The organism is Parabacteroides sp. APC149_11_2_Y6, from assembly GCF_054506995.1.
In genome coordinates this window covers 2588446-2613873 of the sequence record NZ_CP173709.1, presented here as the reverse complement: position 1 = coordinate 2613873, position 25428 = coordinate 2588446, and the positions used below count along the sequence as shown (strand labels likewise).

The 25428-nt window shown below is 47.6% G+C and carries 25 protein-coding genes; 20 read left to right on the top strand and 5 right to left on the bottom strand.

Annotated elements, in window-relative coordinates:
* The first annotated feature begins 81 nt into the window (after positions 1 to 81).
* The 6 genes from ACGE0T_RS10745 to ACGE0T_RS10720 all read left to right on the top strand — a co-directional run bounded on the left by ACGE0T_RS10745 (position 82) and on the right by ACGE0T_RS10720 (position 4734).
* Positions 82 to 330, top strand: a complete 249-nt coding sequence (locus tag ACGE0T_RS10745) for a hypothetical protein (protein ID WP_459186654.1) — start codon at positions 82 to 84, stop codon at positions 328 to 330.
* Between the two features lie 390 nt (positions 331 to 720).
* Positions 721 to 1578 carry a helix-turn-helix transcriptional regulator gene (locus tag ACGE0T_RS10740; RefSeq protein WP_005681366.1) on the top strand — a complete coding sequence of 286 codons (858 nt, stop codon included), beginning with the start codon at positions 721 to 723 and terminating at the stop codon, positions 1576 to 1578.
* Between the two features lie 105 nt (positions 1579 to 1683).
* Positions 1684 to 2544, top strand: coding sequence for an RteC domain-containing protein (locus ACGE0T_RS10735; RefSeq protein ID WP_004303821.1), 861 nt, complete (start codon positions 1684 to 1686; stop codon positions 2542 to 2544).
* A gap of 398 nt (positions 2545 to 2942) precedes the next feature.
* Positions 2943 to 3254 carry a helix-turn-helix domain-containing protein gene (locus tag ACGE0T_RS10730; RefSeq protein WP_004295488.1) on the top strand — a complete coding sequence of 104 codons (312 nt, stop codon included), beginning with the start codon at positions 2943 to 2945 and terminating at the stop codon, positions 3252 to 3254.
* A 3-nt stretch (positions 3255 to 3257) separates the two neighbouring features.
* On the top strand, positions 3258 to 3584 hold the full coding sequence (locus ACGE0T_RS10725) for a helix-turn-helix domain-containing protein (RefSeq protein ID WP_004295487.1): 327 nt from the start codon (positions 3258 to 3260) through the stop codon (positions 3582 to 3584).
* A 136-nt stretch (positions 3585 to 3720) separates the two neighbouring features.
* Positions 3721 to 4734 (top strand): PDDEXK nuclease domain-containing protein, encoded by a 1014-nt coding sequence (locus tag ACGE0T_RS10720; protein WP_004295486.1) that lies wholly within the window; start codon positions 3721 to 3723, stop codon positions 4732 to 4734.
* Positions 4735 to 4797: 63 nt separating this feature from the next.
* On the opposite strand, the gene ACGE0T_RS10715 is transcribed toward ACGE0T_RS10720, so the two are convergent.
* The 5 genes from ACGE0T_RS10715 to ACGE0T_RS10695 all read right to left on the bottom strand — a co-directional run bounded on the left by ACGE0T_RS10715 (position 4798) and on the right by ACGE0T_RS10695 (position 15291).
* A complete protein-coding gene (locus ACGE0T_RS10715; RefSeq protein WP_459186653.1) occupies positions 4798 to 10920 on the bottom strand; it encodes a helicase-related protein in 6123 nt (2040 codons plus the stop codon).
* On the bottom strand, positions 10907 to 11356 hold the full coding sequence (locus tag ACGE0T_RS10710; RefSeq protein WP_004295482.1) for a DUF1896 family protein: 450 nt from the start codon (positions 11354 to 11356) through the stop codon (positions 10907 to 10909). Before ACGE0T_RS10710 ends, ACGE0T_RS10715 begins: the two co-directional genes overlap by 14 nt.
* Before the next feature lie 143 nt (positions 11357 to 11499).
* Positions 11500 to 13599, bottom strand: coding sequence for a type IA DNA topoisomerase (locus tag ACGE0T_RS10705; protein ID WP_005681364.1), 2100 nt, complete (start codon positions 13597 to 13599; stop codon positions 11500 to 11502).
* Between the two features lie 15 nt (positions 13600 to 13614).
* Positions 13615 to 13830: a hypothetical protein gene (locus tag ACGE0T_RS10700; RefSeq protein WP_459186652.1), complete on the bottom strand. Its 216-nt coding sequence runs from the start codon at positions 13828 to 13830 to the stop codon at positions 13615 to 13617.
* A 3-nt stretch (positions 13831 to 13833) separates the two neighbouring features.
* Positions 13834 to 15291, bottom strand: coding sequence for a DUF3945 domain-containing protein (locus tag ACGE0T_RS10695; RefSeq protein WP_005681362.1), 1458 nt, complete (start codon positions 15289 to 15291; stop codon positions 13834 to 13836).
* A gap of 313 nt (positions 15292 to 15604) precedes the next feature.
* On the opposite strand from ACGE0T_RS10695, the gene ACGE0T_RS10690 reads away from it, so the two are divergent.
* The 14 genes from ACGE0T_RS10690 (at position 15605) to ACGE0T_RS10625 (ending at position 25338) form a co-directional block, all read left to right on the top strand.
* On the top strand, positions 15605 to 16723 hold the full coding sequence (locus ACGE0T_RS10690) for a tyrosine-type recombinase/integrase (protein ID WP_004319196.1): 1119 nt from the start codon (positions 15605 to 15607) through the stop codon (positions 16721 to 16723).
* Between the two features lie 75 nt (positions 16724 to 16798).
* Entirely contained in the window at positions 16799 to 17290 is a 492-nt protein-coding gene (locus ACGE0T_RS10685) for a YfbM family protein (RefSeq protein WP_127074895.1), read from the top strand.
* A 91-nt stretch (positions 17291 to 17381) separates the two neighbouring features.
* Positions 17382 to 18275, top strand: a complete 894-nt coding sequence (locus ACGE0T_RS10680) for an immunity 22 family protein (protein WP_004319190.1) — start codon at positions 17382 to 17384, stop codon at positions 18273 to 18275.
* 72 nt (positions 18276 to 18347) lie between these two features.
* The gene (locus ACGE0T_RS10675; RefSeq protein ID WP_004319185.1) at positions 18348 to 18959 is read left to right on the top strand and encodes a hypothetical protein; all 612 of its coding nucleotides are present in this window, start codon (positions 18348 to 18350) and stop codon (positions 18957 to 18959) included.
* 55 nt (positions 18960 to 19014) lie between these two features.
* Positions 19015 to 19452, top strand: a complete 438-nt coding sequence (locus ACGE0T_RS10670; protein ID WP_016212890.1) for a hypothetical protein — start codon at positions 19015 to 19017, stop codon at positions 19450 to 19452.
* Between the two features lie 80 nt (positions 19453 to 19532).
* Entirely contained in the window at positions 19533 to 20096 is a 564-nt protein-coding gene (locus ACGE0T_RS10665; protein WP_004295267.1) for a hypothetical protein, read from the top strand.
* A 68-nt stretch (positions 20097 to 20164) separates the two neighbouring features.
* Complete coding sequence (locus tag ACGE0T_RS10660) at positions 20165 to 20872, top strand: hypothetical protein (RefSeq protein ID WP_070752026.1); 708 nt, start codon at positions 20165 to 20167, stop codon at positions 20870 to 20872.
* A 69-nt stretch (positions 20873 to 20941) separates the two neighbouring features.
* The gene (locus tag ACGE0T_RS10655; protein ID WP_115484191.1) at positions 20942 to 21637 is read left to right on the top strand and encodes an Imm19 family immunity protein; all 696 of its coding nucleotides are present in this window, start codon (positions 20942 to 20944) and stop codon (positions 21635 to 21637) included.
* A gap of 96 nt (positions 21638 to 21733) precedes the next feature.
* On the top strand, positions 21734 to 22189 hold the full coding sequence (locus tag ACGE0T_RS10650) for a macro domain-containing protein (protein ID WP_004319182.1): 456 nt from the start codon (positions 21734 to 21736) through the stop codon (positions 22187 to 22189).
* 100 nt (positions 22190 to 22289) lie between these two features.
* On the top strand, positions 22290 to 22541 hold the full coding sequence (locus ACGE0T_RS10645; RefSeq protein WP_004319180.1) for a hypothetical protein: 252 nt from the start codon (positions 22290 to 22292) through the stop codon (positions 22539 to 22541).
* 70 nt (positions 22542 to 22611) lie between these two features.
* Entirely contained in the window at positions 22612 to 23367 is a 756-nt protein-coding gene (locus tag ACGE0T_RS10640; RefSeq protein ID WP_004295472.1) for a DUF6630 family protein, read from the top strand.
* A 58-nt stretch (positions 23368 to 23425) separates the two neighbouring features.
* The gene (locus ACGE0T_RS10635; protein ID WP_004295471.1) at positions 23426 to 24046 is read left to right on the top strand and encodes a hypothetical protein; all 621 of its coding nucleotides are present in this window, start codon (positions 23426 to 23428) and stop codon (positions 24044 to 24046) included.
* A gap of 65 nt (positions 24047 to 24111) precedes the next feature.
* Positions 24112 to 24717: a hypothetical protein gene (locus ACGE0T_RS10630; protein WP_004295470.1), complete on the top strand. Its 606-nt coding sequence runs from the start codon at positions 24112 to 24114 to the stop codon at positions 24715 to 24717.
* 75 nt (positions 24718 to 24792) lie between these two features.
* The gene (locus tag ACGE0T_RS10625; protein WP_004295469.1) at positions 24793 to 25338 is read left to right on the top strand and encodes an imm11 family protein; all 546 of its coding nucleotides are present in this window, start codon (positions 24793 to 24795) and stop codon (positions 25336 to 25338) included.
* Positions 25339 to 25428 lie beyond the last annotated feature (90 nt).

Here is a 25428-nt window from a genome sequence, read left to right as displayed (position 1 = left end):
TTCTATCTTTGTGTTGTAAGCTTACAACGGAGAACCCGAAAATCCGAATTTTAAAAAGAGTAGGACTTATTGATATAATATATGCCAAATTATAGAATAAATGTATCTCCAGATTTTCCGGATCCTCCGGGCGGTCATGTCGCAAGAGCAAAAAAAATTATTACGGGATATAGTGTAAGAATAAACCCCACATCTGCTTCTAATATTATTGATATTACATGTAGTAAGTGTGAGTTTGAAAAAATCCAAGAAGCTTTAGGCAGTGATAGTATTGGATTTTTTGCCCAGGAAATCCCCCAGTCTAGTAGACCTCGTTCAAATACTTATTAGTTTAGTTTGAACGTCCAGAGTAGCGCTGCTCCGGACGTTCTTTTTTTTATATATTTGATGTAGTCTGAAGGTATTTAATTGACTACAAATAGATTAAAAGAAACTCGCATGAGAATAGGCAACGGATAAGAAATTGGTAAAGTGCTTTGATACACTATATTTCTCATGCTGTCAAACAACTCTTATTTGTTTGCAAATATAATATTATTGCAGGTAAAAATCAAAAATAACGAGGTTTATTTTCATTTTTGCCTGCTGATATTTGTTCCGGATTGTCGGATGCGATATATTTGTAATTAGGATTCGTACCGTGTTCCAAGCGGTTCATAAGTAACGACTTGCGGAGCTTTGGCAACAAGGGGATGCGGCTCCGTTTTATAGAAATGACTTATGCAAACCGACTTATCCATTTACAACAGTCTTCGCCCTTCCTTTATAGAAGGCGTTCACGCCGTGAAGTTCAATGCTTTGTCGGCGGTCATATCGCGTTACCGGGATTATGCCCGCAGTTCCGAACAAATAAAAGCGTACTCGGGAGATTCTCTTCTGATGCGGGACATTGCCTCCTTGCTTGACGAAGCACCCCGTCCCATAACGGGGGAATACCAGGATTTCACCCCGTTCCTGCTTCTTCTGATGCTTTCGGAGGAGTTTCATGCCGTCCATTACGTCGAGCGTCTTGTAACGTGGTATTTCGGCTACTGTTGTGTCGATGAACTGCGGACGGTCTGCACCATTCTGTTCCAGTGTTCCTACCCGCATCACGACACGCTGCGGCTGCGGTTTAAGAATTACCTGCGTGAAGCCCGTAAGACATTGGGTATGCCCGTTGAATGTAACGCTGCTGTCATGCTGAAAATGCTCGACGCCTCTTATGAACATCTCACTCCCGCCGATGTCGGGGAGTTCGAGGAGCTGTTGCACCTGGGGGACGATTACGAGTTCATCTCCCGTGTCAAATCGAATTATCTTGCCTCGGATAACGTCACGGAACTCGCCGGGGTTTGCGGGTATTCCAGCACGATTACCTTCCGCCGGCGTTTCCAGCGGGTTTTCGGCTGCTCGGCCTCCTCGTGGTTACGTCAGCGCCGTATCGAACGTATCGGGGAGTTGCTGCGGACGACACACTACACGTTGCAGGAAATAGCCTACATGTGCGGTTTCTCCGCCCAATCCCACTTTACGGACTTTTGCAAGCGGAATATGGGGAGCAATCCCACTTCCATCCGCCAGGAAGGCCGGATCTGACATTAAAATCGGCCTCGTGATAAAAAAACGAAGAGAAAGATAAAAATCGTAATCCGCCGGTTTTTCGATTCGCTAACTTTATACGCGAAAGTAACAAGACGGATTATGATTGCATTTATAGAAAAATTAAACAGCGAAGTCCTGCGGAGTATCGAACGTATCGAATCGCGGGATACCGACGTGTTGAAAAAGTCGCTTGAAGCGTCACGTGTCCTGGGAGAAGCGTTCGACCGTTTGAAACAATATATCATCGGCTACCGTTTTCAAAACGATGACGAGGAAATAAAGTTCTTCAAAGAAATCAAACCCCGTCTTTTTTGCCGTCTGATCTATTACCGCAAGCTCTACAATATCGAGATGAACCGTCCGGTAGGAAGTATCGAGGCACAACGGGAGTACCTGGACGCCCATGTTCGGGCCATCAACGCGTACACGCAGAAACGCCTTGACTTTATCCGCTATTTCCGCAGCGGCGCTACACACCTGGACAGCCTCTATTTCCTGCGCGGGCAGACCGACACGGAGCAATACCTGGAAACCTTCTACTATGAACTCGACCCGCAGTTTTCGACAAACGCGGATTTCAAGGTGGCGAAAATCCTGGCCAACGATATGTTGTCGGTTTATCTTATGGGCGAATTGGAATCACTGGAGAGCACGAACCTCCGGAACATGGTTCTGCCATTGTCTGACGTGCGTCCGACATGGCAGGACTCGAAGACGGATCTGACGGAACTTATTTACCTGCTCGACAGTAAAGGCTGTTTCGGCAATGTGCCACTCACGCAACTTGCCAGCTACATTTCCAACGCTTTCAACGTACACCTCGACATGAACCTTTCGAGGACATTCTGCGATATGAAAATCCGAAACAACCCGACACCGTGGCTTGACAAGGCGAAAGAGGCCCTGCTTAAACGTATGCAGACGTGGAAGCGAAACAAGAAAAACGGCAATTCCGAGTAGAATATGAACCGGTAAAGCACTCTATTCCTTATAGAAACACTGATAATCAGCGTTGTATATAACAAAAGAACCGAGGTCGGTTTTCCCCCGTAACTCTCGAAAGGAACTTTCCCGAACGCCCGTATTTGCACCCGTATAAGGAGCCGATACGGGTGTTCCGTTGTAGCCCCGTCCGGATTAGAACACCGTTAAGCGTTGAATCACAGTATTCTATCGCATTTCTGCCCATAAAAATACCGAGTACGGGCCGCGGATTTCGGTAAAAAACACTGCCTTCTTCACCGCATGAACCGTTGAGAATCAGTTCACTGCAAATTATCAAAAAAAAGTCGTACCGACCTCGTTTTAAGCTGTCCATATAAGCCCGACCTTTGTAACAGACTAAAAAACAAAGGAGTATGAAAATCATAGTGATCGGTTCGCGAGCCTATAACGAGCTTGTCGGGCGTATAGAGAAAATAGAGGCTGCAATCGCCTCTCTCCCTGAAAAGGGGCGTGCATGGAATAAGGAGTATATAAACGACGAATGGATGGACGGCGAGCAGGTCTGCCGTTACCTGGGTATCAGCGGGCGTACCCTTCAACGCCTCCGCTCGGATCACGTGATCACCTATTCGGCCATCAACCGGAAGCTGTATTATTCCCTCACGGAAATCCGCCGTGTGCTGAAGGAGCGTTCCGTGCGGCGCAAGAACCAACCAAAGGAGTAGGCCATGTTTCTGGACAAGGAATATTTCGACGGATGGATGCAGCGGCTCTCGGAACGGCTGGAACGTATCGAGAAGCTGTGCGCGGGGGACGTGGAGCAACCGCTTTCCATCCTGCCTGACGGGGAGCGTCTTCTGGACAATTACGACCTGTGCCGTATGCTCAATATCAGCAAGCGCACACTCCAGCGTTACCGCACCTCGGGAGAGCTGCCTTACGAGATGATCTATCACAAGACCTTCTACCGGGAATCGGACGTCCTGCGGTTCATCGAGCGTAACTTCAGTAATTTCCGCAAGCTGAAAAAGGATCGTCCTGCCGGTTCCGGTTAGGCCCTGTCCCGAGAGTCCGGCGTCATGGAAAAACGCGGAGATACATGGAATAAGGCACGACAAGGCGGTACAACCGCTCGATATTTGCCGTAAAATCAGTATGTTTGCTGAATGAAGCCTATATAATAATGAAGCAATGAAAGAAACTGATAAAATATATCCTGCCGACAAAGGGGAGGAAGAGCTGCTGCATAATGTGCGCCATATCTTGCAGGAAGCGCGCGCGAAGGTGATACATCATGTCAATTCGACCCTCGTGAGGGCTTACTGGCAGGTAGGGAAATACATAGTGGAGTACGAGCAGCAGGGAACCGACCGTGCCGGATATGGCAAGGCTGTCATCAACACCCTTTCCAGGCGGCTCGTGGCGGAGTTCGGAAACGGGTTCACGGCCACCAACCTGCGGTACATGAGGCAGTTTTACCAGTGCTACCCGAAATATCACACGCTGTGTGATAAATTGAGCTGGTCGCATTGCCGCACGCTTCTCAAGGTGTCGGGCGATGCCGCCCGTGATTTTTACCTGCACGAGTGCGTCAAGGAAAACTGGAGTGTCCGGCAGCTCGACCGCCAAATCAACACGCTTTTCTATGACCGCCTGCTGGCCAGCCGAGACAAGAAAGCTGTGAAAGAGGAGATTTCCCGTACCGAACCCGGACGTGTCGAACCCAAAGAGATCATCCGCGACCCGTATATCCTGGAGTTTCTCGGTATCCCGCAGGGAGAGCATTTTCTGGAAACCGATCTGGAGCAACTGCTCATCAGCCGCTTGCAGCGCTTGATGCTCGAACTCGGGAAAGGCTTCGCCTTCGTCGCGCGACAGAAGCGTATCTCCTTCGATGACAAGCATTTCTACATCGACCTGGTCTTTTACAATTACCTGGCCCGTTGTTTCGTTTTAATAGACCTTAAATCCGGGGAGCTGACCCATCAGGATTTGGGGCAGATGCAGATGTATGTCAATTACTACACCCGTGAGTTGATGAATCCCGGGGATAACCCTCCGGTGGGTATCGTCCTCTGCGCGGAGAAAAACGACGCGGTCGTCCGTTATACGCTGCCCGAAGATGAAAAGCAGGTCTTCGCCGCCCAGTACATGACCTATCTTCCCACGCAGGAGGAGCTGCAAACACTCTTGCAGGAAGTGTGACGACAACGCTCACGGACATATGAAAAAAGCCGATGGAAATCTGTACTTCCGTCGGCTTTTCGTTTACATCTTGATCCCTTTCTTCGCAGGGCCGTTCTCCGGCGGGCTGCCCACGCCCGCGATCACGATGCGCCCCCCGGAGGCGTCGGCAATCTGCCGCAGCCGGGAAGGAATACGGGCCGCCGTGTTGTCTTCCTTCGGGAGCTCTTCCGCCGTGTCATGCCGTTCCCGGCACACGTCGTTATCCTCCTCCGCCTCCTTTCCCTCGCTCTCTTCTATCGGTTTGAGGCTTTGCTGTATCCTGCGGTCTATTTCCGTCAGGTCAGCTTTTAGGGCCGTCAGTTCGGGCTCCTTGCGCCAGGAACTTTCCACCACTTCCCGCAGGACGGGAATATCTTTCTCCAGTTCCTCATTCTTTTTCCGGAATTTCTCCAGTGTCGGCTCGATGGTCGCGAGCGCGTGGATGAAGTTCATCGCCGCCAGTCGCGGGTCGGAGGCGATATTCCCGTAGTTATACTGGTATAGATAATCCCCTTCACCCCGGACATAAAAACGGTTCTGCACCAGGTCGAGCCCGTCTTTCCCGGTCGTTTCGCTCTGGACGAGCAGCTCGAACCCGTAGAGGCTCCCGATGGGTTCGAGCCTGTCGAGCGTGCGTGCCGTTTCGGCGATATGGTTGAGCTGTTTCCCGATGAGCTTGGGGTCGGAGGTTTCCAGCCCGTTCAGTTTCACGGGATTGCGGTACGAGCCGTCCTCGTTGAACTCGACGCGGGCCTTGAAGTGTTCCAGATCCTTGCCGATACGCCGTATCAGGTCGTTGTTCTTCTCTATCTTCTCCGTGATCTGCTCCAGCTTGTAGCGGCTCGATGATTTGCCGCGCACGAATGCCTGGCGTTCGCTTTCGAGCGTGGCAATCTTCTTCTCCAGGCGGGCTTTGTCCAGCAGGTCTGTATTTCCCGAGAGGACGGCGACATACTCGGAAAAATTCATGCCGCTCTTTTCGTCGATGGCCCCCTCGTCGATGGTACGGCTTCCCATGTTGTTGGTCTTGAGCTGGCGGATGAACAGTTGCTTGTTGTGCAACAGCCCGAACTTGTAGGCGTCGAGCGACTTCTCGACGGCGTATAATATCACGTCCACCTTGTTGTCGGCATGGAGTTTGGCGATCTCGTTCCCGGTGCGTATTCCCCGCCCGTCGCGCTGCTCCAGGTCGCTGGGACGCCAGGGGCAGTCCAGGTGGTGTATCGCCACGCAGCGTTTCTGCGCGTTCACTCCCGTCCCGAGCATCTCGGTCGATCCGAAGAGTACGCGGATTTTTCCGGTGTTCATACCGGCGATCATCTCCTTGCGCGCTTTTTCCGAGGTCGCCTCCTGGATGAACCGCACCTCGCTTTGGGGTATGCCGTAATCCTCCGCGAGTTTACGCCGTATCTCGGAATAGACGTTCCACCCCGCTCCGGGTTTGTAGGTTCCCAGGTCGGAGAATACGAACTGCGTACCTTTGTACGCCTCGAAACGGCGGTAGTAACCGGCAATCATACGGGCGCAGTGGCTCGCCTTGTTGTCCACGTGGTCGCTGTATAGTTCGGGGTCTATCATACGCATATCGAGCGACATCTTGCGGGCGTAGTCTGTGGCAATGAGCATTTTCGCCTTTTCCTCCCGCTCCGAGAGCGGCAGGCGGCCCAGGAGCGTGGCATCGCCCGATTTGGCGAACTGCACCAGTCGTTCTATGAACTCCGTCTGCTGGGGTGTCGGCGGGATATTGTGCAATATCTCGTTCTTTTGCGGTCGGTCGATCCCTATATCCTCCGCCGAGCGGTAATCTGTAATCTCGGAGTAGAACATGGCCAGTTCGGGAACCTTGATGAAATATCGGAACCGTTCTTTCTGCACGACCTCGTTGGTCACGGAAAACTCGTAGTCGATGGTTTTCTTGGCAAATATGGCCGCCCAGGCATCGAAGGTGCGGATATTCTGACGCTCCAGCTCCTTCGGGCGCAGGTACTTGAAAAGCAGGTACAGTTCCGTGAGCGAGTTGGAGATGGTCGTTCCCGAGAGGAACGTCGCCCCCAGGTCGCGGCCCGTGCGCTGCTGTATGGTACGCAGCGCGAAAAGCATGTTGAGCGCCCGCTGCGACCCCTCGGGATTTCCGAGGCCCGCCACCCGGTCATGCCGGGTCGTGAAAGTCAGGTTCTTGAATTTATGGCTCTCGTCCACGTAGAGGTGGTCGATACCCATGAGGCGGAAGTCCACGGCGTCGTCCTTGCGTGTTTCCAGCGCGTGCGCCACCTTCTGCAACTTGGCTTCCAGGTTGGCCTTGCGTTTCTGACACCCTTTCATCATGGCGCGGGAAACGTCCCTGCCTTGTGCTTTGAGCACTTCGAGGTTCTCCTCCACACAGTCCAGCTCGGCCTGCAATATCTCCTGCTGTATCTCCGGAGACTGGGGTATCATGCCGAACTGTTCGTGCGAGAGGATCACGGCGTCCCAGTCGTTGTTGCGTATCTCCCGGAAGATGCGCTCACGCTTCCGGGGCGTGAAATCCTCCTTGCCCGGGTAGAGGACTTTGGCCATCGGGTAAGCGGTACAGAACGTCCGGGCTATTTCATGGATGTTGGCTTTCAGCCCGATAATCATGGGTTTATTGGCCAGCCCGAGGCGTTTCTTCTCGTAGGCCCCGCAGCACATGATGAGGGTCTTTCCGCCGCCCACCTCGTGGTCGATTATCCCGCCGCCGAGCAGTTTGTCCATCCATATCGCGTCCTTCTGGCTGTCATACAGATTGTCTATTCCCAGCCCCTTGAGGTCGAGGTCGGGGAATTCCTGGTGCGTCCCGTCGTACTTCGGGCGCACGTAACAGTTGAAAGTACGGTTATAGAGGTCTGTCAGGCGGTCTTTGAAGTCGGACGACTGCTCGCGCAGCCATTCGGGGAAAGCACCCCGGATCTCGTCTATCTTGCTGTTGGCGAGCTGTATGGCCTCCCCGTCACGCACTTTGACCTCCCGCCGTTCGCCGTCCACCCATTTGAGGACGGTCTTGGTGATGTCGGGCGAAGTGTTTTGCAGGGCGTGTTTCAAAAGGTGCAGGCCGTTGTACTTACGGGTCTGCGCGCTGACGGCATACTGCTCCGTGATCTTCACGTTCGTCGCTTCCGCCTTCACGCCGTACTCGTCCAGGTTGGAGGCGAAGGTGATCTTCACCTCCGTATCGAAGAGCGAGGAGGCGAAACGCTCGTAAACACCTTTTGGAATCCACCGTTCGCCCAGGTTGAAGTCCAGGTCGTCGAAAGCGATGGGTTTGGGCGTCGCCTCGCGCAGAGCCTCCAGCGATTCCCGGGCCGGGGCGTGGTCGGGATTCTCCCGCAGGAACGCCTCGATCCGTTCGGCTTTCCCGATGACATTGCCGGCGATGAACTTGTCGGCAACCTCGTAGCCGTCCGTTTCCGGGTTGTAATAGATACGTCCTTTCAGTTCCCCGAGTATTCCCTCCACGGTAGTTCCCGTGAGCGAGGCCATGTAGTGCGGTTCCACCCGGCCGTACTTGTTCAGGCTGGCCACAAGGGCCTCCGAAGCGTCGTCGGCGTGCGTGATCTCATCGGGATTGAAGGCCACGGGACGCTCGAAGATGTCGGCTTTGCGTGCCTTGCCGTCGATGTAACGCTCCAGCGATAGAATCTCCGTCCCCCGCGCGTCCATCTTGATCAGGTCGAGGTTGCGTTTGTCATTGAGCCGTCCGAAGCGTTCGGTGAAATTGTCGTAAAGCCGGTTGAGCATCTCCCGCAGGGCGGGGTTCGCCGTCAGCGTTTCCGCCTCGTTGTTATAAAGGTGGTAATAGGCATCGCGTATCTCGATATACAAGGAGGCTTTCGTCCGTTGTGCAGGCGTGAGTTCCAGCGGGTGGAACATGGGTTGCAGGGATTCAATCCCCCGCAGGTAGCCGACCCGGTTTTGTCCGTCCGTGACGAGTGTCCCTTCGCGGAAATAGGGGGCGACCTCACCCTCGAACGGGCGGGGTTTCATATCCGCCTCCCGTATCTGCGGCATTTCTTTACCGGGTTCTTCCTCCTCCGGATTGTCCGGCGTGTCGAACAGGCTGCCCGTTCTCGGCGTACCGGCGGCTTGTTTCCGTCTGTCTTTCGGGGCTTCCGTCGGGGGGCGTACCGCCTGCCGTTCCCGCTGTTCCGGGGTTTCCTGCTGCCGGGCGTTTTGCCGGCGCAATTCCGCCCTCCGTTCCGGGGTAAGCGACATCATCATCTCGTAAAAGCCGTTGATCGGCGGGTTGTCCTCCCAGTTCAGGGAGGCATACAAGTCTTCGGGATCACGCTCCGGTGGCGTCGTTTTCGGCATTTCGCTCTTCTGTTCCTCCGGAGAGGAGGCCGGGGCGAATAACGAGGGTTGCCGGGGCGTCTTCCGCTTTGCTCCCCGGCGGCTGTTCCTTTTCTTGGATATACCGAGTTCTGCCTGCCGCCGCTCCTCGGCGCTGAAGCCGAACAGATCGTAGAGCGTCAGCAACGGTTCCTGCTGCACGTTTACCGGTTCGGCAGCTTGGGTGGCAGGTACGGGAGCCGCCGTTTCCACCGTGTCGAAAAGCGACCCGGCGAAGCCCTCCTGCGGTTTCGGTTCCGTTGTTCCGCCCACGTGCTGCACGGGAGTATCTGCCATGCCGAAATCTTCGGGTTTCGGCGGGTGCTGCTCCCACAAGCGATTCTCCCGCTCTTTCGACCAGGCCCCGAAGTCGGCCAGATCCTCTCCGGTCGGTTCTCCGGCGGGAGTGGCGGCAGAATCCGGTAACGCTTGTCCGGGTTTGTTTTCGATTCGGGTAATCTCCCCGGTTTCGGTATCGACATGGTAGCCCTGCGCCGCCATTTCGGCGACGACGCGGCGTTTTTCCTCCTCTTCCCGCTGCTGCTGAAGGTTACGGGCGTCGGCTATAATCTCCTTGACGATTTCTCCGGCAAGGCGGGGCTCGTGTCTTTCGGCACGCTGGCGTTCCGCCTGACGGGGACGGGACAATTCCCGCTCCGGTGTACCGGGTGTCTGTTCCGGAGCATGTTCCAGGCAATAACTCTCGTTGAAATGCCGGTTGAAATCCTCTGAGAGCATACGCCGCATCTCCCGGTCGATGCCGTCCACGCCCTCCGCGTGGGTGAACTCCATCGCCGGTTTGCCGTAGGGGTCTTTGCCTACTTTGGCCTCGGTATGGATCACCCTGTCGAACGACTGGAAAAGGTTGTTTATCCGGATGCCGTTCGACAGCTTGCGGGATTCGATGAAATCCCGCTGCCGTTCGGACAGTTCCCCCGTGGCGGCTTTCTTTTGCAGGATAACCAGGTCGCTGCCGACCTCCGTCCCCGCGTGTTCTGTAAAGAGGTTGTTCGGCAGCCGGATGGCCGATACGGGCTCGCAGCGGTTCATCAGCCACTCGCGCACGGGGCGTCCCTGCTCGGCGTTCAATACTCCCTGCGAGGTGATGAATGCCACCAGGCCGCCCTCGCGTACCATATCGACGGACTTCATGAAAAAATAGTTGTGCAGCGCCCGTGTGCCTTGCCGCCGCACGGGGTCGGTATGGGTGGAGAAGAACGGGTCGAAGAGCGCCACGTCCCCGAAAGGGATGTTGCTCACGGCCACGTCGTAGTAACCGGCGTATTTGGGTTCGATACGTTCGAATCCCTGTACCCGCACCCGTTTTTCGGGGTGCAGGTGCTTCAGGATCAACCCCGTGGCGGGGTCTTTCTCGAAGCAGGTGATCTCCGCGTAGGGGTCGTGGAAATCCACGGCATTGACGAAAACCCCCGTTCCCGCGCTGGGGTCAAGAATACGTTGGGGGGCGATCCGCGTATCCCATATCGCCTCCACGATGGCGTCTGCCACTTTCGGGGGCGTGTAAAAAGCCGTCAGGACGGAGTTCTTGATCCCGTCCATGTAGCGCTTGTATTCCCGTTCGTCGGGGGTGTTCGCCCTGATGACCTCTTGCAACTCGGCCACGAGCGTTGCCATGCCGTCCTTGTCCGGTTTCCCGGTGGGGTTTTCCAGCACTTCCTTGATGGCGCCGAAGCCGCTGTATGCGCCGAGTGTCCTTTCTTCTTCGGGAGTCGGCGCCCGCCGTTCCCTGTCGAGCGTGAAGGCCGTCTTCAGCGCGTCGATATTCTGGCGGAGGTGGGTTTTCTTATTGAATGCCATCTTCGAGAAGTATTTGGACGGTTCCCGTCAGTTCGGTATAGAACAGTTCATAGTCGGGCGTGTCGGCGAAGTCGTCCGTGAGGTCGTACTTCTCCAGCACCCCGCGGCAGAGGGGCAGCAGGCGTAGAGCCGCCTGCCGGGCGGTATCCTCGGGAATCTCCGCCTCGAATTCCCTCCAGAGGATGTTTACCAGCGTGTTGTAGGGTGAAAAGTGCAGTCCGCGGCAGAGTTCCTCGCGGGCAATTTCTTCGGCCTCGATGTGGTTGCAGCCCGAACGGATCGCCTCGCTGTACGCTTGGGCGGCGCTGTCGGCCCGCTCGGCGATGAACTCACTTTCGGCGATGAGTTCCGGGTGGCTGTCCTTGAGGTAGGATAGTAACGAAAGTCCGTAATAGGACAATTCCCCCGTGGGGGTATGGTGTTGCTTGTCTGGCATGATAAGAATTTTTAGTGGTCGTTGATAATCGGGGAAGAGAAAGGCGCCCCGGGTTCCCACCCGAAGCGCCGACCACTGAAAAAATCCTTATCAAACAAGCGTATCTCGTTATGACAGGTCTTTTCCAGTGGCAAAGGTAACGATTATTTCCGTTTGTTCCTCTTTCCCTGCCTGGGAGTATCGCGCGGTTCGAAAACGAACGAGGTCTTGAACTGGTCATCGAGCGTGAGGGCCGCGTCGAACGTCCCGCCGCCGTTTTTGACGAATCCCCGGATCGTGCCGGTTTTGCCTTTGGTCAGCAGTTCCGCGAGCTGCTTGTCGGTCAGCTCCTTGCGGGCCACGGTTCTCCATACGGTCAGGCCGCAATCGGGATTCTGACACTTGGCGAGTTTGGGATAGAACACCACGGGCCTGCCGCAACGCGGGCAGGCTGTGTCACTCTCCGCGCCGTCGATTCTTGCTTCCAGCAGTTCTTTGGCGATTTGCGAGGCGAAGACCTCGATACCGCGATGGAACGTCGGGGCGTCCATCTCCCCGGTGGCGATCTTCGAGAGGGCCAGTTCCCAGCCGCCCGTCATGGCGACATCGGCGATCTTCTTGTCCCTGACCACGGCATACACGGCCAGTCCCTTGTCCGTGGGTACAAGCGACTTTTTCTCTCGCCTGACATACTCGCGGGCAAAGAGCGTTTCGATGATGGCGGCACGGGTGGCGGGCGTGCCGATGCCGGCATCCTTCATCGCCTCGCGTTCGGCCTCGTCGGACAGTTCGCGTCCGGCGGTTTCCATCGCCGCCAGCAGGCTCGATTCCGTGTGAAGGGGGCGCGGCCGGGTCTGTTTCTGTTCCGTGACGCATCCCTTGACGGGCAGCTCGTCGCCTTGCACGATGTCGGGAAGGAGGGTCATGTCCTCCTCTTTCTCCTCGACAGGTTCATTCAGGACGGCCCGCCAGCCCGTCTCGACCATGATACTGCCGCGGGCCGTGAAATCATGTCCCGCGCTTTGCAGGGTAAGGGAAGTGTTTTCTTTCACGCAGGCCCCGGAAAAGGTTTCGAGCATCCGCCCCGCGACCATCTCATAGACGATGCGGTGGTCGGCATCCAGTTCGGAAGGGAGGTTCTCGGTGGGAAGCAGCGCGTGGTGGTCGGCGATCTTTTCGTTGTCCACGCTTCGGCGGGAGAGAGATGCGGTATCCATCCTGCCCGCGTATTCCGCGAAACGGGGATAGCGTGTCATGTTCCCGATGAGTGCCGGAATCTCCTCGGCCACATCTTCCGATATATAGCGTGAGCCGGTACGGGGATAAGTGATGAACTTCTTCTCGTAAAGCGACTGGGCGATGTCGAGCGTTTTTTCTGCCGAAAAACCATACCGACTGTTGGCCTCTTTCTGGAGTGTCGTCAGGTCGTACAAGAGAGGCGGCTGTTCCCTGGCCTCCTTGCGCTCCACGTTCACGACGCGTACCGTTCGGGCGCCGATAACCTCGGCGCGGGCTGCTTCCGCCTTCTCCCTGCCGTCGAATTTCTCCGTGGAGAGGACGGTGAACTCCGTGCCCTCCTTTGCCGTGGAGAGCTTCAGCCGGAAATAGGCGGCGGGCTTGAACGCCTTGTTCTCCAGGTAACGGGAGCAGATGATCGCCAGCGTGGGGGTCTGCACCCGTCCGAGCGACCAGACACCCCGCCCGGCAGCCACGGCAAGCGCTTGCGAGGCGTTGATACCGACGATCCAGTCGGCTTCGCTGCGGGCTTTGGCCGAGAGGTAGAGGTTGTCGTATTCGTTGCCGGGGCGGAGGTGTTGTAACCCCTCGCGAATGGCCCGGTCGGTCAGGCTGCTGATCCATAACCGCACGAAAGGGGTGCGGCATTCCAGGTAAGAGTAGATGTAGCGGAAGATCAGCTCCCCTTCACGCCCCGCGTCGGTCGCGACGATGATGCGCTCGGCCATGCCGAACAATTCCCGGAGAATACCGAGCTGCTTCACGACACCCGGGTCGGCCTTATACTCTTTACCCTCCCGAACCTGCCGGGGCAGGAGGATGAACGATGATGGCAGGATAGGCAGGTTTTCCCGGCGGAAACCCGCGATGCCATACTGTTGGGGCATTGCCAGCCCGACCAGGTGGCCGAAGGCCCAGGTTACGGCGTAGCCGTTTCCCTCGATAAAACCGTCTTTACGGTTCGTGGCTCCCACGATGGCGGCGATCTCACGCGCCACCGAGGGCTTTTCTGCGATAATTACTTGCATGATGATTCGGATTTTTCAGTGGTTGTTTTCTTGTTGTTCTTCTTCTTTCTCTTTTTCCGGACGGGCGATCAGCCGGCGGTCGTAATAGACATAGTTGCCGTTCCCGTCGTAATACAGCCGTCCGTCGTCCGCCTTCTCCGGGGGGCTGCGTTTACCCGGCCGGAGGTACAAGGCAGCCAGCGCCGCGATCAGGAGCGGCATGGCTCCGGCCTGCATGTAGAACCATTTCATACGTTATACCTTGGCACCTTTGGAGTTGCTCTTTTTGCTGCTGCGGTAATTTTTCTTCTGCGCCGGGGTGGCCTCCTGCTGTCCCTGCTTGAGCGGCTCTTTCACACCTTTGACCGCTTCGACGGTCTTGCCCTCGGAATTGACGGCGACCTGGGTACGGCTTTCAACGGCGGGTTTGACCTCCGCCCCCTGCCGTTTCGCACGGTCGGGATTCCAGCGGAAGAAGTCCATCTTGTTACGCTCGAAGTTGGGCTTGACCCAGGCGTTGAACGGCTCACCCTGCCCGTCCTTGACCATGCCCTTGATGTAGAAAGCCTTGACATCCGCCCGCTTGGAGGGATCATTCACCGCTTCCGTCCACTGGTCATAAGCCTCTTTGGGCACGGAGGCTTTGAGGATTGTCCGGTGAATCGTGAGCGTGGGCTGTCGTTCGGAGGCCGTAGTTTCCTGCCGTCCGTTTTTCTCGGCGGCCTTCTGGCGGTAAATCTCCTTGTTCTCCTGGGCGTAGCGGTTGCGATCCAAACCGTCGTAGGTAAAGGAATAGTTACGTTCGGCCGCGTCGATTTGGATATAGGCATCCCGCTTATAACCCGCGCGGGTGGTATATCCTTCGAGCAACACCTTGCCGCCGCCGTAGAAATCCATCTGCTTGCCTTCCGAGAGGTCGGCCTCCTTGATGCGGGCACGTTTTTCGAGTAACGAAACGGGCATGGGTTCCAGCGTGTTCGTCCATTTGTCTATCGACACGTAGCAGGGCGTGAGCTTGCCCGGCTCCAGCTCCAGGTCGATCACTTTCCCGGCATGACGGGTGTTCATCAGGTTCGTTTTCGCCTCCTCATCGAGCAGCACCCCGTGGAAGGGGGCGTCGAGGTCGGGTCGTTCCTGCCAGTAATGCGGCACGACGCGCAGCGAGCCGTCCGCCTGCTCTTCGAGCGACACGCGCCCTTTGGTGGAAACACGCATCCCGTTCTCCAGTTCGGGGTTCATCTCCACCAGCCCGTTGGATTTATGTCCGTAAGACATGGCTTTCAGGTGCGGCTCGATGTCCTCCATGCGGATACCTTTCTTCTCCATATCCGCCAGGTCTATCTTCGTGACGTCCAGCGGCTCGAACTGCCGCTGCTCCTGCGTCTGGAGCCGTTCGGAGGGGTCGATACGGTAATTTTCCAGAATCTCCGGGTCGAAGTCGATGCGGATAAGTTTGTTCAGGGCATTCTCCGTCATGACGAAGATACCCGTGTGGACGGGGTTCTGGGCCTGTTCCATGAACTTTTTGAAGAAGGCTTCGAGGGCTGAATCCTGCGTGTTCACGTTCAGCAGGCTCGCCACGTTCTGATCCGTGGGGTCGGCGGTCTGGATATTGCCGTCCTGATCCACGCCGGTAACGGCTTGTAGTCGTCCGTCGTCGGCATTCTGAACGAGCATGACTTGTTTAGCGTCGTTCTTTACGTTTTCGTCCATAATTACGAGTGTTTTTAGTTAGCACCAATAGCGATGCGGGAACGAAAGTAAGGGGAACCGGCTGAACGTAAAAGAGTTGGAAAGGCTATGGAAGCATCGGGCACAGAAGTGGCCGCTTGTGGCGCAGGGCAGAGGAAATCGGAGAAACGGAGTGCCGGGAAGGACGGATTTGGCAGAGGGTATTTTCGTGGCTCCTCACCTTATTTGTCAGGTAGTCGGGATCTATTGTTAAATGTCAATAAAGCGCATGGATAACCCGTGTTTTTTTATAAATTTGCGAAAACGGGTTTCAATATCCGACAAAACGTGAGGCATGGAAATATATACCCCAAAAACCAAGATCAAACTTTCTCCGGTGATAAGAAACGGGAGAGAATTTGTCGAAGTGACTTTCGGTAATGACAATGACATCCGCTTGTCGCTGTCGAAGGAAGAAAACGTACTGCTTGTCGGCGGCAGGGCTTATCTGCCGGCAGAAGATTTCGTGCTTGCCGAGTTCTTCGACCGCTATGTAAAAATGGCGTTTATAGACTATTCTGCCATCAAGGAAACCGCACCCCGTAAAGAGGAAGACAAACGGCCGCCACTGCCGGAAGGCTATCTGGAAAAACTTCAGCAAGTGCGTTACAGTGACCATACCGTAAGGGTATATACCTCCTATTTCCGCGATTTCCAACAGCATTTCGAGGGGCGTAAGATTGAAACGGTTACTCCCGGCGAGATAAACGACTACCTGCTGTATCTCATCCACGAGAAAAACATATCCTCCTGCCAGCAAAACCAGCGTATCAACGCCATCAAGTTCTATTACGAGAAAGTTCTCGGTCAGGAACGGCGGTGTTACAAGGTGAACCGTGCCAAACGGGAGAAGACGCTGCCCGACGTGTTGAGCAAGGAGGAAATAAAGAAAATACTCGACGTGACGGTGACAGACCTGCGTTTCTTCTGTATGTTCTCCATACTCTATTCCGCAGGGTTGCGCATCAGCGAACTGCTGGAACTGAAACCCGGCGACATCAACGAATCCCGCTCCCTGATACGGGTGCGGCAGGGTAAAGGGAAAAAAGACCGCTACACCCTGCTGTCAAGACCGTTGATGAAAAAGCTGACGGAATATAACAGACTATACAAACCGAAAGTGTGGCTTTTTGAACACAGACCGGGAGAACCTTTCACCGAGAGTATCGTGTCGAAACGGCTGAAGGCAGCGGCCCGGGAAGCGGGAATCACGAAACGGATTTATCCGCACCTGCTGCGCCATTCGTTCGCCACTCACCTGCTGGAGCAGGGAACCGACATCAAGATAGTGAAAGAGCTTATGGGACATAACAATATCAAGACGACAGAAAGGTATGTCCACATAGCCGACACTTTCAAAAGCAATATCAAAAGCCCGTTGGACGATCTGTTGATGGAGGAAGACGAGGTCTGATACTTAAAGAAAATAACAGCCAAATCGGCTGATAGTATAACATTATCAATAAATTAAACAATAGGAGAATTAATTATGTCAAGATTAGGTGTTTTATATGCTTTGAAAGAAGATGAACTGAACAAACTTCGTTCCTTACCACATGACGAACGATATGACTATATGTTAGAGGAAATAGAGGAAACTTTATTGGAAACGCCTCGTGGTTGTGAGTTGGATAAAGCATGGGAAGGTATCCAATATTGTCTTGGTGGTGGCGAGTGGGATGAGGAAAATTCTGTTCCGACAAACATTGTGTTCGGTGGAGAGTTTTTAGTTGAAACAGAAGATGAAATCATTACTCTGAAAACTCATTCAGAGGTAAAACAAATAGTTGTTTATTTACATCAAAATAATCTGCAAGAAATTATACGAAAGAATTTTCCATTGATAAATGAACAAGAATATTCATTGCCTAAAAATGATGATACCTTGAATTATCTTTTAGGTTGGAGTGGAGATATTCAATCGTTTTATGAGAATGCTCAAAAAGAAGGTTGTTCAGTTATCTTTACGGTTGATTTGTAACAAAAACAGAAAATATTGATAACAAGCACCTATTCCGCCTAAACGGCGGCAAGCTGCATCCCATTAGTCGCTTGAAAAATAAAAAAAGAAAATGAGTAAGATAATGATATGGGTCGGTCAATTCGATTCCGAAGCTGACGTTGAGAAATATATGGATCAATCGGCTTTCCGTCAATGGTGGAAAGATTATGATGAAGACAATAAGGAACTTCGTTGCCAGTTCTGTAAGGAGCTTGGTGTAATGAACTATGATGAGGATTTTCTTATTATGAAATTCACATCTGACGGCTTGGCAGGATTACTTAACCTTATTCCTGCTGATACCCAAAAGATAAGTCTGTCGATGGCTGATAAAAATATTACAATGGCAAATGCTGTTATCTGCTATAATTGTCGTGAGGGTATATCTCCTAAGAAGGCAGAGAATGCCACAACCATGACTTATCTTGGTACGTTTGAGTTTGAACTGTCGCCTGAAGGTGTACAAGGGTCTAATGCTGGATTAGAATATATGATTTGGATTGGCACAACCGATAAAAGTCGGGAAGAATTTATGGAGTATTTCAATCAAGATGAATACATGAAAGAAATACGAGATTACAAAGAAAGTCGTACAAAGAAACGCCCAAATCCGGAACATCGCTGTCAGTTCTGTAAAGACATTAATATAAAGTATTACTATCCAGAATTTCTAACTGTGGAAATTAAGGATGAACCCGAAAATCCTTTTAATCTTGTTAGAATGATGATTGATAACAAACTTGTCCTTGACTGGTATATTGAGTCCGATATTGATGAATACCACATAAAGCCATCAAATTGTATTGTGTGCTATATACCCAATGGTTTCAAGGACAACAAAAGGAATCAGAAAATCTTTATTAAGAAGAAAAATTATGATTCATATGAAACACCTAAAAAATTTGTGGATGAATTAGACAGTTACAACGGTATTCAATATTTGGAAACTTATATTGCAGAATAAAGCGACTAACAAACGGATAATTTCCCTTAAAGGTCGATTATCCACTGGACATTACCGATTAACAATGACAATATGAAATGGTATAAAATATACTTGAATGGAGAAAATCGAATATGGAAGAAATGTATTACATATTCGTGGGAGTTTATATATGAAGATAAAGAAATTAATTTTCAAAGAATTATAGATTCATCTTCATCGGAAAGGTATCAGATAAAAGCTCTTATCAAAGGTAAGGGGCTAATCGCTAAAAGTATATCTGGATTTGGGCAAATAAGAATGCCAGAATTTGCTGAAGTCAGCCATTTGTTTCTTGTCAGAGAAGATATATTGAATATAAACGAATTGTCCTCCATAAAAGGAATTTCTTTAAAAAGGGTTTCAGTATATGGAGATTTCCCACTTGATTATATGGCAATTATTTTTAATGAAGTAATTGATTGTGTTGACAATATTCATTCCAAACGAGAAGAATTTGAATGCATGAGTACACTTGTGTTAGATATGTCTAAAATACCTTCATCTGTAGATGGGTTCTTTTTAAAAGGGTGGAATAAATACGGTTTTTATAAAAACATTGTCAATGAAAATATGAAAATGCAATTACTTCATTTGTATAAGGCAAATGAGTTTTTAAAATTTAAAGAAATAGAAATAAATGGCACATCGGTAACAAATGGATAAATCTCCGTAAGAGAGATTATCCGCCGAACATTACCGTTCATAAAAAATAAATGGAATGAATAAAATAGAGTCATTTAAATATATTCGCCCAATTTCTCCGGGTACAACATCATGTTACTCTGTTGGAGATATTCTTCCTATTGAAATTTTATGGGAATGTAATGGAAAGGTGTATAATCGGAAACAAGAAAAAGGTGGTTTGTGCGCTATTTTATTAGAACATGATAATGTAGTCGGTGTTGTTGAGAATCCATATACAGGTGGATTCAATTTAGCTTATGTATTGAACGGAGCAAATCAGGTAGTTTGGAATGTGTCTGATTTGTTTATTGCTACTTACGGGAATCTATATTATGGTAGAGCACTACATTTCGTTGATGTGAGAGTTGAAAATGGAATTTTATACTTTTTCATCAATATATCAAATTGCGATTTTCGCTTTTCAATTAATGTAAAAACAGGAGAAATAGGGCAATTAATAGAAACAAGATAACAGAACGATAACAATCGGCTAAACCTCCCTTAATGGTCGGTTAGCCACCGGACATTATAATAAATAAAAATCAAAGCATTATGGCAAAATATGAGTTGGGGGCAATTTATAAAATTAATGGTCGAAGTGGTGAATTGTATTATGTAAGACTTTTGACAAACGACTGTTATGGCGTTTTTTCATCATTAGAAGGCGAACTGAATGAAGAGACATTTGCTCAAACCCATTATCGTCTCTATTTTAGCTGTAACTCTTTTCCTATAAAACGAGGTATATGGGAAAAAGTCGTATCATCTCCAAACTGTACAGATATTGCACGGTGGCAACGCCCTCAATATTTAGCTAATTTTGCTAATTTCAACATGAAATTATTTCTTGATCAATGTAGAGTTTTTCATGAAGATGGGAACCTTTATCAATGTGAAAGTAAAGAGGAGTTTATTAGATTAGTAAAATCCGGTAAGATTTTATTTTGTTTTAATACTTATGAAATTATACCAGACTTTCTAATGAGGTATTACAAGGATTTCCCCAATAGCTATATTGTAAATAAAGATTTTATCCATAGTGGAACTTTGGAATACCAAAAAGAACAAACAAATGTATTAAAAGAATTAGGCTTTGATATTGGAAACTTATTATAACAAGCGGCTGAACATTCCTATAAAGGTTAGTTAGCCACCAAACATTAGACACCTCTAAATAAAATTATATGGTTGATAAAAAAGAAATATTGAATCAAATAGTGAATGTGTTGGAAAAACCTTTCGTTACACATGGTTTTCGATATGTACGAGGTGGTCGCTTTGTACGAAAGCTATCTGATGGAAACACAGAACAGCAATATCATATAACTTTCAGGAAGAAATACGGCTGTTTTCTTATGTCAATCGAGCTTATTGTTCAAAATAAAGTGCTATTAAAAGATTTTGATGTTTTATACAGAGAAACCTTAATCTTTGGATACCGGAATTTTGAAGATAATTTTCGGGATGAATGTATAAAAATGGTATTGAAACAAAAGTATGTAACTTTATGCGGACTTGGGGATTGGAGAGAACTTAAAGAGGAAAATGAATCGCTGGAAAGTTTCAATGCCAGATTTCGCCTCTGGTCACCCCCTTATTTTGAAGATTTGAAGGATTTGAATAACATTTTGGAAAAAGAAGGAAGTCCCACATGGCAAGAGCAATGTTTGACCAGCATAAATCTGTCTTTGAAATTTTTCAAGAAAACAGAAGATATAAACTGGATTATAAACAATACAGAATATCAAGGACTGTTCCTATTAAAGCAAATGGGGCGAGTTGAAGAAGTTGAAAATAAGTACAATTCGTTACTTGAAAAAAAGAGGAAATATGGGAATAACACAGAAAGCATAGAGTATTTCTATAAATTATTAATGAATAAAGGTGTCTAACAAGCGGCTCAACCGCCCCAAAGGTCGGTTATCTACCAACCATTAGTTGCGGTCAAAAACGAAATAAAAATGAATGTAATATCAGAAAAAGAATATTCGTTTTCAAATGCGCTTTTTTGGAACGTAATGTTACATCATCATATTCGAGCCTTTGATGAAGAAAGGGATGCGAATTTTGATGAAGTATGGGATGAAGAACTTGTACCAACATTGTTGGATGAAAAGAAGTACAAGAAATATTGGTGTTGGCTATCTCAAATTGATTTGAAAACATCCGAAAATCAAGGTGAAATAGAAAACCCAAGAACTCTAACACTTCCTATCGGCAGCGATATTGTATTGACAATAGAATTTCATCCTTGCTGTACATATTATTTTTTGAATGACACTTTAATCGGGGAAGTTAGTGGCAACTTTCACTTGAAGTATCTCACATATTCGGAATTAATGAGGATTACAAAAGAGATATATGGAGATGTACTGTTTCATTTACTCTTACCTTTGTCTGCAATCAAAGAAAAGGAAAAAGATACAGCACTTTTTGAGATTGTCCAACGATTGCAACAAATTCCCTTATTTAAGGAACATTCCGAATATATAGGTAAATGTATCTTGAACGGATTATTAGTATCCAACTCTGACATACAGGAAAATTCCAAGATAGGAACGATATGTACAAGTAATCATTCGTATAGAAATGCTTTGATATATAATGATGAAAAGCAGGAAATAAAGGAGCTAAATATTCTTTTGTCAAAGTTATAAATTTGCAACTAACACGTGAATAAATCTCCCCGAATGGTCGATTATTCACCGAACATTATCTGCCCAGAATAATTAACAATAAAAAAGAAAAAAACAATGATTAGGTATATTGAAAAAGGCGACATATTCCGTATTGATGGAGTGAGCAGTTATGCGCATGGTTGTAATTGTGCCGGTGCAATGGGTAAAGGCATTGCCGTACAGTTCAAAAGCAAATATCCAGATATGTATCTTGAATATAAGCAGTTGTGCAAAGAAAATAAGTTTTGCCCCGGTGATGTTTTTGATTATGATTATGGCAATGGACATATATATAACCTTGGTACTCAAGCAACGTGGCGAACACGAGCTAAAATAGAGTATATCGAAAAGGCACTGATACAGATGCTTGAGTTAGCCAGTGGTGATAATGTAACGGCAATAGCCTTACCTGCAATCGGTGCTGGATTAGGAGGATTAAAATGGGATGATGTAAAAGCAATTATAGAGACAGTTTCAAATGATTATCCTAATGTTGATTTGTATGTAGTTGAAACTTATCAAAGCGAATAAAGGCAGATAACAAGCGTATCAATCTCCCTAAAGGACGATTATTCGCCGAACATTATCGTTTAATATGGTAAGTAGAAAAGAAACAGTAAAAAGTTGTTGTGTGAATATACTTGATGATGTAAAAAGAATATTAGCGCAACCTTTTGAATGTAGGAAGACTTCTCTTCCTGATGGTGCATTACATAATGTACAAAAAGAATTGGAAAATATGATTAATGCGATTGATAAAGATATTTACTCGTTTACACCAAGTTATGGCAAATATCTAATAGATTGTTGGCTTGGAGATGAATTAGTAGATAAACTTCTTGATGTTTCTTGTCAATATGAAAAACTAATTAAGTTGAAATAAACGATAGCATACGGATTAATCTTCCAAAGGTCGATTATCCAACAAACATTATCGGTCTAAAAATTAAAATATGGATAGTAAACTTCAATTATTCGCTAAAGTGTTATTAAAAGAACACTATGATGAATTTTTAGAAATGATTCAGTTGTTCAATATAGATAAGAGAACCTTTGTCCTTCAACATAGGAAAATGTTTGAAAAGGGATGGTACGATACAAGCTCTGAAGACAATGAATTTAGTGAAGTAGATATTATGCTTTGTTTTGCTATAGTTTCTCACAGAATGGCAGTTATTGATTGGAGTGGTGAAGAATATTCAGGGCAGGTTAAGCGTTCCATTACGATGATGTTAAAGAATTATGGGATAGAACGTTTCTTATGGAACACTAAAAAGTTTGAGGATTCTTTGGATTGGGACAAAATTCGCCGAGGTGACTATTTGCCTTTGTTGTTCCAAGCTATGAACAAGCAACTTAACAGAGGCGGTTATTCCATTGTGTTTTGTGATACAAAATCGGATTGTTTTCGTTATGCAATATTACCAACTGCCGAGTTTGTGCAATTTGAGAATACGGAATTAGATGATTATCTGACAATCATTAGTCCTAAGATTTACAATATATATCTTGCAGACAAGGGAAATGAATTGCCTAAAATTATGCTGTACTTAAAAAAGAAATTTTCTGTTCCACTAAGTGAAATCAAGGAATTTTGTTCAAGAGATAAAATTTTACTTGGAATAGGGAACTCTATAATTGTGGATGAATATCGAAAAGAAATTGAACAACTTGGAGGCAAGATTGAAACAGAAGAAATAGACCGATAACAAACAGCAAACCGATTGAATAAGCGGAACGCTGCCGAACATTAGCAACCCCAAAAAGATGAAAATGATTGGAGAAACTATAAGAACTGAATTTGAAGCATTGAAAAATGACTTTGAAACCATAAGGCAACAAATAGAAGACGATGTTGTCAGGACTGAGTTGTATAAGGGCGAGTTTTATGAACTTACTCCATATTCCTATCAGCGTAATGGTTGCAAACAAGGAAAACCTGTAAAGCGTCCTGATACAATAAAAAGCACCAAAAATCTTTGTATCTACGGATTTAATAACCAAAATCAAATCGTAGAAGTTAAGGTTGGTTGTTCTATTGAAAATCAGTTTTATCACACTTTCCTGTATTATACAGACAATCTTGTGAAAAGTATTCTATACGATAATGGAAAACATTTGATGAATGTATGCCATTACTTTTTTGAGGGCGGAAAGCTGAAACGGTCACAGTTATGTGGTAGGTATGGTTGCCGTGAAGAGAATTATATCTATAAAGAAAATGCTTTGACACATATTGAAGTCAAACAATATGATATTGAGGGTAATAGTGGTAATGATTTAATTCATATATTCCAATATCAAGACGATGGGGCTTTAGAAAGTATTACCAAATCATTTCCAAATGGATATTCTGAAATAATCTATAAAACGAAAAGAGGTTGCTAACAAGCGGCTTAACTACCCCTGAAAGGTCGGTTAGCCACCAAACATTAATATTAAAAGGAAACACTATGATACCTGATAAATTGAAAGATGATTTTAATTCATTGAGAAATATGTTTGATGAATTGAAAAGAGAAATTGATAAGAATGTTGTAAGGGAAGAGAATTACAAAGGTGAGTTCTACGAAATATCCCCTTATTCTTATCAAAGAAACAGGTTTAAGCAAGGGAAAATAGTTGGAAATGTAACTTCTCTCAAAACAACTAATAACCTATTTACTTATTATTTCGATGTAAAAAATCAAATTATAGAAATCCGAGAGGGCTTGGAACTTAAAAATCAATTCTATTACACCTTTTTCATTTATGAAAAGGAACTCATGAAAACTATTGCATATGATAATAGCAAACGTATTGTGAATGTCCGATATTATCTATATGGAAGTAATGGTAAAATAGAGAAAATGTATTCAAAGGGTTCTCGTGGAAGTAGAGAAGAAACATATTTTTATGAAAATGACCGCCTACAAAAAATAGTTATAAGACAATTTGATAGAAATGATATTGAACAGGATACGTTACAACATTCATTTGATTATAAGTCTAATGGAGAATTAAAATCTATTATTCTTTCGACAGAATTATATTCTGAAACAATCTATCAGGAAACATAAATTTAATATTAACAAGCCGGGATAACGGACTAACGCCGTTCCCCGTCAAACCATTATCAATTACAGTACGACAATATGAACTTTTACTTAATAGGTAGTTTAGAAGGATTTAACGATTTACGTTTTCCAAATGTGGAAGATTGGCAAAATTGTATGGGACATGCTGAAGGTTTACTAAAGCAGTGGAATCCTCCTGAGATGGAATATATATGGAAAAAAAGTAATAGACATAAACATTTTGATTTATCACAATTTTGTAATCCTCTATTAACTATTAGCGACAAAGCATTAAGTATTTTAGAAAATATTCTTATCAAAAATGGAGAAATTCTTGATATAAAGTCGCCAAAAGGTTTTTATTTTTTTCATTGTACCAATATAATAGATGCTTTGATTGAAAAAGAATCAGATATAGTGTGGTTAGATAAAGAAAGAGGATGGGTGAGTTGTATAAATAAATTTGTGTTGGATAAAAATAAAATCCAAGAGCAAACTATTTTCAGACTTCCGAATGTAAATTGTCGCTATACTTTTTATGGGGAGGAATTTAAGAACCTTGTATTGAAACATCATCTTCAAGGAATACATTTTGATAGATACGAAACTATTATTATAAAATGAATGATTGTTTTAAAGTTTGTAGTTAAAGTATTGATAACACGCACATCAATCACTTAAACAGTGATTATCTGCATCCTATTAAACATTAGA